The sequence below is a fragment of the Kytococcus schroeteri genome (assembly GCF_002847825.1).
GTDB lineage: Bacteria > Actinomycetota > Actinomycetes > Actinomycetales > Dermatophilaceae > Kytococcus > Kytococcus schroeteri.
This window is the reverse complement of record NZ_PKIZ01000025.1, coordinates 1-7967: the sequence shown is the minus strand read 5'-3', so window position 1 is coordinate 7967 and position 7967 is coordinate 1. Positions and strand designations below refer to the sequence as shown.

Sequence of the window (7967 nt, the reverse complement as noted above, 5' to 3'; positions counted from 1 at the left end):
GCCGGCCCCGCCTCGTCGTGTCCCCGGTGGTTAGCGTGGGCGGCATGAAGACCCACGATGCCGTGCCGCCCGCCGTCGTCGAGCTGGCCCGGAACGCTGAGCGGGTGGTGGTGCTCACCGGCGCCGGGGCGTCCGCCGAGTCGGGGGTGCCCACCTTCCGGGAGGCGCAGACGGGGCTGTGGGAGCGCTTCGACCCGATGGCGCTGGCCACCGGCGAGGCGTGGGAGGCCGATCCCGCGCGGTCCTGGGCCTGGTACGCCTGGCGGGCGTCGCTGGTGCGCCGCGCGCAGCCGCACGCCGGGCACCACGCCATCACCCGGTGGCAGCAGCGCGAGGGGGTGGACCTGCGGGTGGGCACCCAGAACGTGGACGACCTGCACGAGCGGGCCGGTACCGCGGTGATGGCGCACGTCCACGGCGACCTGTTCGCGCTGCGGTGCGCCGACTGCGGGGTGCCGTCCCGGGCCGACTACCCCCAGGTGCCCGAGCCCGTGGAGCGTCTGGAGCCGCCGGTCTGCACCGAGTGCGGCGGCTGGGTGCGGCCGGGGGTGGTGTGGTTCGGCGAGATGCTGCCCGAGCGGGCGCTCGCCGCCACCGTGGAGGCGGCCGAGCAGGCGGACCTCGTGGTGGTCGTGGGCACCTCGGGGCTGGTGTACCCGGCGGCGGCCGTTCCCGGCATCGCGCGGGAGGCCGGGGTGCCCGTGGTGGAGGTCAACCCGGCTGGGCCGTCGCTGCCCGAGGGGGCCGACCACGTCATCGCGGCCCCGGCCGGCCAGGTGCTGCCGACCCTCGTGGCCGGCCTCTGAGGGGCTCAGCGGTCGGGCTGCTCGGCCTCGAAGGCCGCCAGCAGCTCTGGTGAGAACAGCACGAAGCGCACCAGCCGCACGGAGGCCGGCCCGCCGGCGGCGAACTCCCGGGCGGCCGCCATCGCCTCGCGCGCGGCGTCGGTGGCCGACCACCCGTAGACCCCCGCGCCCACGGCCGGCAGCGCCACGGAGTGGGCGCCCACCTCGTCGGCCACCCGGAGTGAGCCGGCGAACGCCGCCCGCAGCAGCGCGGGATCGGTCTCGCCCGCACCACGGTTGGGGCCCACCGTGTGCACCACCCAGCGGGCCGGCAGGCCCCCGGCCCCGGTGGCCACGGCATCCCCGACGGGCAGCCCGTCGGGGAGGGAGGTGGCGCGCAGCTGGCGGCACTCGGCCAGCAGCGACGGCCCGGCCGCCCGGTGGATGGCGCCGTCCACCCCGCCGCCGCCCAGCAGCCCGGAGTTGGCCGCGTTGACGACGGCGTCCACCGGCTGGGTGGTGATGTCGCCCTGCACGCACTCGATGCGGATGCCGTTCACGTCGCTCATGCCCCCATCGTGGCAAGGCGCCGGGCGAGTGTCGCCCGCGCGGCTCGCCCTCGCGCCGTCCGCCCGCACACCCCGCCCGCGCGCGTGCCCACACGGTGGAGCGGGCTTCCCGCGATGCGGGCACGGCACTCCACCGTCCCTCGACGTCAGGCGGCCACGGCGTGCGCGCTGTCCTCGGCTGGAGCGACCCGCCCGTGCCCTTCTAGCATGGAGGGCATGAGCCAGTTGAGCGACCGCCTCCGTGCCCTGCCCGCGTTCCCGGCGGACCTGCCCGTCCTCGACCCGGAGACCGCACCGGCCGACCCCGTCGAGCTCTTCCTCGCCTGGCTGGACGACGCCATCGAGGCCGGGGAGCGCCAGCCGCACGGCATGGCGCTGACCACCCTGGCCCCCGACGGCACGCCCGTGGGCCGCGTGCTGATCCTCAAGGAGGTGGACGCCCGCGGATTCCACTTCTCCACCCACCGCACCAGCCGCAAGGGCCAGCAGCTGGCCGACCACCCCCGGGCCTCGATGCTGTTCTGGTTCAAGGAGGCCGGCCGCACGGTGCGTGTCACCGGCGCCGTGCGTGCTCTGGACGAGTCCGCCTCGCAGCGGGACTGGGAGGGGCGGCCGGGATACGACGGCGCCCCCAACCCGGACTGGCAGCTCTACGCCCTGGTACCCGAGGAGCTCGAGTTCATGCAGGCCCGCGAGGACCGGAACCACACGCGGCTGGAGTACCGCCGGTCCGCCGAGGACGCCGGGCCGGCCTGGGCGCGCGGCCTCGTGACCACGCCCGCCGGTTGAGCCGCGGTGGCCGGCGCCACCCCGGGCCGCCCCGCCCCGCCCCGATAGGGTTCGGCCCGTGAAGATCCTCGTCCTCGGCACCGGCGGACGCGAGCACGGCATCCTCGAGGCCCTCCGCCGCACCCAGCACCCCGACCACCCGCACGAACTGTTCGCCGCCCCCGGCAACCCCGGCATGGCGCGGCTCGCCCAGTGCCGCGCGGTCGATGCCGGCAACCCGACCGCCGTCGTCGCGCTCGCCGGCGAGCTGGGCGTCGACCTCGTGGTGGTGGGCCCGGAGGCCCCGCTGGTGGCCGGCATCGCCGACGCGCTGCGCGAGGCCGGCGTGCCCACCGTGGGCCCGGACGCCGAGGCGGCCCGTCTGGAGGGCTCCAAGTCCTTCGCCAAGGAGGTCATGACCGCTGCCGGCGTGCCCACCGCCGAGGCCCGCGTCTGCACCGACGAGGACTCCGTGCCCGCCGCCCTGGACGCCTTCGCCACCAACGCGGCCGGTGAGGCCGTGCCGTGGGTGGTCAAGGCCGACGGACTGGCCGGCGGCAAGGGCGTGGTGGTGACCACCGACCGCGAGGAGGCGCAGCGCCACGCCGCGGACTGCATCGCCAAGGAGGGCCACGTGGTCGTCGAGGAGTACCTCGACGGCCCGGAGGCCAGCGTCTTCTGCCTGCTCGACGGCACGAGCGCCATCGCCCTGCCGGCCGCCCAGGACTTCAAGCGCGCCGGCGACGGCGACCTCGGCCCCAACACCGGCGGCATGGGTGCCTACAGCCCGCTCGCGTGGGTGCCGGCCGACCTCGAGGCCGAGGTGGTGCGCACCATCGCCCAGCCGGTGGCCGACGAGATGGCCCGCCGCGGCAACCCGTTCGTGGGCGTGCTCTACGTGGGCTTGGCGCTCACCGCCGCCGGTCCGCGCGTGGTGGAGTTCAACGTCCGCTTCGGTGACCCGGACTCCCAGGCCGTGCTGGCCCGCCTCACCTCCCCGCTGGCCGAGCTGCTGCACGCCACCGCCACCGGCACCCTGTCCGATGCCGCCGGGCCCACCTTCACCGACGACGCCGCCTGCGTGGTGGTGCTGGCCGCCGACGGCTACCCGGCCGCGCCCGTCAAGGGCGGCCAGCTCACCGGCATCGCCGAGGCCGAGGCCCGCGGGGTGACCGTGCTGCACGCCGGTACCCGCACCGAGGACGACCGCCTGCTGGCCGACGGCGGTCGCGTGCTCGACGTGGTGGCCCGCGGTGCCGACCTGGCCCACGCCCGGGAGAACGCCTACGCCGGGCTGTCCCTCATCGACCTGCCCGGTGGGTGGGCCCGCACCGACATCGCTGCCGAGGCCGCGGCCGGAAGGATCACGCTGTGAGCACCCAGACCCCCCGCGAGCTGCCCGGTTACGAGCTGGTGCACGCCGGCAAGGTGCGCGAGCTGTACGCGCCCGGCCCCGACGCCCCGCTGCCCGAGGGGTACGGAGCCGACGAGGTGCTGCTCATGGTGGCCAGCGACCGCATCAGCGCCTACGACTACATCCTGAGCACCCCCATCGCCGACAAGGGCGAGGTGCTCACCCGCATGAGCCTGTGGTGGTTCGACCAGCTGGCCGACCTGGTGCCGCACCACGTGCTGGCCACCGGGGCGCCGTACGTGCCCGACGCCGTGGCCGGCCGCGCGGTGCTGGTGAAGAAGCTGCGCATGCTGCCCGTGGAGTGCGTGGCCCGCGCCCACCTCACCGGCGGCGGCCTGAAGGAGTACGAGGCCACCGGCACCGTCTCCGGCATCCGCCTGCCCGAGGGGCTCGTGGACGGCTCCGAGCTGCCCGACCCGGTCTTCACGCCCTCCACCAAGGCCCCGGCGGGGGAGCACGACGAGCCGATCAGCTTCGAGCAGGTCCGCGAGACCATCGGCCACCCGCTGGCCCGCGCCGCCCGCAATCTCACCGTGGACATCCTGCGCCGCGGGCACGAGGTGGCGGCCGGCCGCGGCATCATCGTGGCCGACACCAAGGTGGAGTTCGGCCTGGAGGGCGTGGACGCCGACACCGACCTGCGCACCGTCACCGAGGACGACCTGGCCTCCGGGCGGGTGCGCATCGTGCTGGCCGACGAGGTGCTCACCCCGGACTCCTCGCGCTTCTGGCCGGCCGACGGGTTCGCGCCGGGCCGCCAGCAGCCGAGCTTCGACAAGCAGTACGTGCGCGACTGGCTGACCTCCGAGGCGTCCGGGTGGGACAAGGCCTCCGACACCCCGCCGCCGGCGCTGCCGGACGAGGTGGTGCAGGGAACGCGCGCCAAGTACGTGGAGGCCTTCGAGCGGCTGACGGGGGAGTCCTTCCGCTGAGAGGCTGGCGTTCCGCAGGCTAGCCCGTCAGCCAGCCTCCTTGATGCTTCGTGCGACGTCCTGGACGTCCTCAGCGTGAGGCCACGGTGAGCCTGGGTCCTCACCCGCAACCATGGGGTTCTCGAGCTGGCCAGAATCTTCGTACCAGAGGCCGTCAGCGAACAACACCTTCGGCGGGTCGTCCACGACGCCTCCCTCGGGGACTGTGAGGGACGTGCCCTCCGGGGACTCACCGGTCCACGGGCTCCAGACGGCAACCACCTCGCCGGTCGGGAGAGCGGCGCGGATGTCCTCGAGGTCGGATCCCTCCGGCTGCATCATCTCGAGATGCACCACCTCCCCTGCTTCGCTGGATCCGTGCAGGGGTTCCACCACCTCCGCGGTCAGAGATGCGAACTCGTACCGGACCTCGCCCAGGATCCTGCGCTGGTGGCCGGGCTGCGCGTATTTGAGGCGCACAACGGCGGCATCGGTGGCCCTCTCCACGACGTCGGCGCTCGTGTTCACCGGCTCGTAGTCCACGTGTGTGCGGCTCTCGGCATTGAGGTCGTGGAGGGAGCGTTCCTCTGACATTCCATTGCAGCCGGTCAGCATCAGGGTGGCAGACAAGAGAACGATTCCGGCGCGTGGGTAGGTAGGCATGATTCTCCTTAGAAGAACCTATTGATGTCGTCTATGTCCGATGCGCTGTAAGAGCGCCAGCGCCAGTGGGTCGAGGGGACTTCTCCTTGGATCATGGCGCTGGTGCTGTCGTGGCGAAAGCTCACGCTGTGTCCCACTTCGTGCACGGTCGTCTTGCGGATGTCGGACCAGTCGTCCTCCCCCTTTATCAGCTCGGCGAAGTCGATATAGACCGAACCCTTGTAGGAGTTTCCGCCTCTGCAGTCGTCGCAGACATAGCGGCCTCTCACTCCAGGGGGAAGGTTGTCGCTGAACCACGTCACATCGTTGTACCCGAAATAGCGGCCGCACCCGTATCCGACATACTCAATGGTCATGTCTGTCGTGTCCCGAAGTCGCCGCATGGCATAGCGCGCCGGCTCTTGCTCGGAGGATGTCATGTTCGCGTAGCAGTATGTGTGCTTACCATCCACCGGTTTCCCCCAGGGCTCCTCAGGGTAGTCGGCGAAGGCCGCGGGGGTCGGGAGAAGCGTCAGTCCCAAGGTCACGGTGGACAGCAACTTTGCGCGCATGGAACCACGTTGACACCCCCCCCCGGGGGGCGTCAATACCCCTTCAGGCCGCTCAGCGGGCAAGCCAGATCAGGCGCCACCTATCCGTGCGGCAGGCCCGGGTCATTCCGTTTCGCCGGCGGAGTGGTTCTGAAGTGGTTGACGGGTCTGCGGCACGGGGACACCGCCTGACATGACGGTACCGTAATGATACCGTTCCTGTGTGGCCATGACTCTACGCACCGACGAGACCCTGGATGCCGCTCTGGCGGAACTGTCGCAGCGCGAAGGACGCTCCCGGCAGGAGATCATCCGCCTCGCGGTGCTCGAGAGGGCTGAGCGCGGTCGGTCCGACCTCGCCGTGGCCGAGTCCGTGGAGCGGATGCGGGGCGAGTGGCGTGAGGTGCTCGACCGCCTCGGGTCGGTGTGACCGTGCGCCTGGACCTGCGCCACCTCCTGCTCATGGCGGAGCAGGAGGGCATCGGTCCCGTCCGCGATGCCGGCCTGCTCGCGTCGGCTGCGGAGCGCCCGTGGACGACCGTCATGGGTGCTCAGGCCTACCCGTCGGCCGAGGAGAAGGCGTCTGCCCTCCTGCACTCCGTCGTCACGCACCACCCGCTCGTGGACGGCAACAAGCGGTTGGGCTTCCTCGGTGCGCTGGTCCTCCTGGACCTCCAAGGTCTTCGTCTGGACCTCGCGCCCGCCGAGGCGTTCACCCTCGTCATGGACGTGGCGTCCGGGGAGCTCCGGGACGTGGGAGACATCGCACGGAGGGTGCGCACGGCGCAGCGCGCCTGACTCACGGGTGGCGTGGGTCGTGTGATCGCGCTCATGCGGGTTCGAGAGGCTCGGCCACTTCGGTGTCGGCGGCGGCCCACGCCGGCCCCACCTCTCAGGTCGGCCACAGTTCCGCCACGGCTCTGGCGGCGGGGGCGGGGAGCCCGATGATCGAGCCACGCCGTTCTCCATGGCCGCCGCTGACGGGCTGGTGACCTACTCCGGCACGCCGTCGGACCTCGTCATGGAGCCGCTCGTGCTGGACACGCTGGCGTGGGACGGGCAGGGCGCCTGCTGGTACACCGTCTCCGCCCAGGGTGACGGTGGGCGCACCACAGTCTTGCCCGAGGGCACCACGAGCCGGCGTCCGAGCCGTTCTACGAGCTGGTGCTGGACTGTGCGGACCCCGGCACTCAGGTGCGCTGGTGGCACGGCGTCGTCGGCGGCGAGCTCGGTCACGACGAGCAGCACGGTTGGTGGTGGGTCGACCCTGGCGGCGCCTGGCCGTGGGAGAGCATCGTGTTCACCGCCGTCCCGGAGCCCAAGCGAGGGAGGAACCGCGTGCACTGGGACCTCTGGGCCGATGCGGGCCAAGTGCACGCCGCCGGTGCGACCGTCCTCGAGCGGCAGCCCGACCGGACGGTCATGGCCGACCCCGAGGGCAACGAGTTCTGCGTCTTCGCCCCGCCACAGTGCGCCCTGGACTGACGCCAGTGCCGCGGGCCCACCTACCCTGACGCCATGCCCGTGACCCAGCTCGTCCTGCCCTTGGCGGCCACCGTCCTGGTGACCGCGCTGGCCACGTACGTGGCCCGCCGCCCCAGCGAGGCCGTGGGTGGGGCGGGCCGGGCGGTCGGCGCGGTGGTCACCGCGATGGTGGCCGCGTGGCTCCTCGCGGCGCCGGTGCTCGCCGCCTCGGGTGGCCCGCTCCCGGTCGATGGGGGAGCGTCCGGGTACCTGGTCGTGCTCACCGTCCGTGCGGTGTCCGTGGTGGTGCTCTGGGCCGTGTTCTGGCGGCTCCGCACCGAGCGGGCGCTCTCGGTGGCGCTGCTGGTCACCCTCGTCATGGCACTGCCGGAGCTGGGCTGGGCACTCGGCCGCTGACGGCCGTCACCTCCAGCGGGTACCGGCGGGCGCCCTCGCCCCCTCCGGGCGTCAGGTCGAACGCCGCGTCGGTGCCCAGCCCGCGCAACGCCACCACGGCGATGCCGTCGGCCTGGCGCAGCAGCTCCTCCGGCGTCGTCGAGTAGTCCATCGAGATGCCGTCCGTGGCGGGCCGGAAGGCCTCGTGGAGCGCGTCCACGCGGCCCCGGGCGCAGGTGACGGAGTCGCTCGGGCTCGATGACGTGTGGGGCGCGGCCTCGTCCGGCCCTCCCGTGCAGCTGGACAGCACCGGTACCGCCAGCGCCGCCGCAGCAGCCGTCGCCCAGAACCGTCGTCCCGCCCCACCCGTGGTCGTCATGGGGTGGCCCTAGGTGTGATGTCCAGCCAGGTTGTTGAGGCGGCTGACTGGCGGGGCTCCGATCGCGGAGTGGACCCGGTGGTGATTG

12 protein-coding genes are annotated in these 7967 nt (G+C 72.9%); 8 read left to right on the top strand and 4 right to left on the bottom strand.

The annotated features are described in order from the left end of the window. Positions 1-44 precede the first annotated feature (44 nt). The gene (locus CYJ76_RS10665) at positions 45-806 is read left to right on the top strand and encodes an SIR2 family NAD-dependent protein deacylase (protein WP_070704109.1); all 762 of its coding nucleotides are present in this window, start codon (positions 45-47) and stop codon (positions 804-806) included. Between the two features lie 5 nt (positions 807-811). Here the strand turns inward: CYJ76_RS10665 and CYJ76_RS10660 are convergent, their stop codons facing one another. Next, the gene (locus CYJ76_RS10660; protein WP_070704057.1) at positions 812-1354 is read right to left on the bottom strand and encodes an O-acetyl-ADP-ribose deacetylase; all 543 of its coding nucleotides are present in this window, start codon (positions 1352-1354) and stop codon (positions 812-814) included. A gap of 216 nt (positions 1355-1570) precedes the next feature. On the opposite strand from CYJ76_RS10660, the gene CYJ76_RS10655 reads away from it, so the two are divergent. The 3 genes from CYJ76_RS10655 to CYJ76_RS10645 are packed head-to-tail and all read left to right on the top strand — an operon-like array spanning position 1571 to position 4468. Further along, complete coding sequence (locus tag CYJ76_RS10655) at positions 1571-2143, top strand: pyridoxine/pyridoxamine 5'-phosphate oxidase (protein ID WP_070704060.1); 573 nt, start codon at positions 1571-1573, stop codon at positions 2141-2143. Positions 2144-2201: 58 nt separating this feature from the next. Next, the gene (purD, locus tag CYJ76_RS10650; protein WP_101850065.1) at positions 2202-3497 is read left to right on the top strand and encodes a phosphoribosylamine--glycine ligase; all 1296 of its coding nucleotides are present in this window, start codon (positions 2202-2204) and stop codon (positions 3495-3497) included. Next, the gene (locus CYJ76_RS10645) at positions 3494-4468 is read left to right on the top strand and encodes a phosphoribosylaminoimidazolesuccinocarboxamide synthase (RefSeq protein WP_101850064.1); all 975 of its coding nucleotides are present in this window, start codon (positions 3494-3496) and stop codon (positions 4466-4468) included. The genes purD and CYJ76_RS10645 overlap by 4 nt, the downstream gene beginning before the upstream one ends. Positions 4469-4495: 27 nt before the next feature. Here the strand turns inward: CYJ76_RS10645 and CYJ76_RS10640 are convergent, their stop codons facing one another. Further along, entirely contained in the window at positions 4496-5110 is a 615-nt protein-coding gene (locus CYJ76_RS10640) for a hypothetical protein (protein WP_070704069.1), read from the bottom strand. An 8-nt stretch (positions 5111-5118) separates the two neighbouring features. Further along, the gene (locus CYJ76_RS10635; RefSeq protein WP_070704071.1) at positions 5119-5661 is read right to left on the bottom strand and encodes a zinc metalloprotease; all 543 of its coding nucleotides are present in this window, start codon (positions 5659-5661) and stop codon (positions 5119-5121) included. A gap of 208 nt (positions 5662-5869) precedes the next feature. Here CYJ76_RS10635 and CYJ76_RS10630 point away from each other — a divergent pair, with 208 nt between their 5' ends. The 4 genes from CYJ76_RS10630 to CYJ76_RS10615 all read left to right on the top strand — a co-directional run bounded on the left by CYJ76_RS10630 (position 5870) and on the right by CYJ76_RS10615 (position 7521). After that, positions 5870-6070 (top strand): ribbon-helix-helix protein, CopG family, encoded by a 201-nt coding sequence (locus CYJ76_RS10630; protein ID WP_202816677.1) that lies wholly within the window; start codon positions 5870-5872, stop codon positions 6068-6070. Continuing rightward, positions 6067-6438, top strand: coding sequence for a type II toxin-antitoxin system death-on-curing family toxin (locus CYJ76_RS10625; protein WP_238138225.1), 372 nt, complete (start codon positions 6067-6069; stop codon positions 6436-6438). The genes CYJ76_RS10630 and CYJ76_RS10625 overlap by 4 nt, the downstream gene beginning before the upstream one ends. Positions 6439-6804: 366 nt before the next feature. Beyond that, a complete protein-coding gene (locus CYJ76_RS10620; protein WP_083323465.1) occupies positions 6805-7125 on the top strand; it encodes a VOC family protein in 321 nt (106 codons plus the stop codon). A gap of 33 nt (positions 7126-7158) precedes the next feature. Then, positions 7159-7521, top strand: a complete 363-nt coding sequence (locus tag CYJ76_RS10615) for a hypothetical protein (protein ID WP_070704081.1) — start codon at positions 7159-7161, stop codon at positions 7519-7521. Here CYJ76_RS10615 and CYJ76_RS10610 read toward each other — a convergent pair. After that, entirely contained in the window at positions 7481-7879 is a 399-nt protein-coding gene (locus tag CYJ76_RS10610; protein ID WP_070704085.1) for a hypothetical protein, read from the bottom strand. The two genes, CYJ76_RS10615 and CYJ76_RS10610, sit on opposite strands and share 41 nt — an antisense overlap. Positions 7880-7967: the final 88 nt, after the last annotated feature.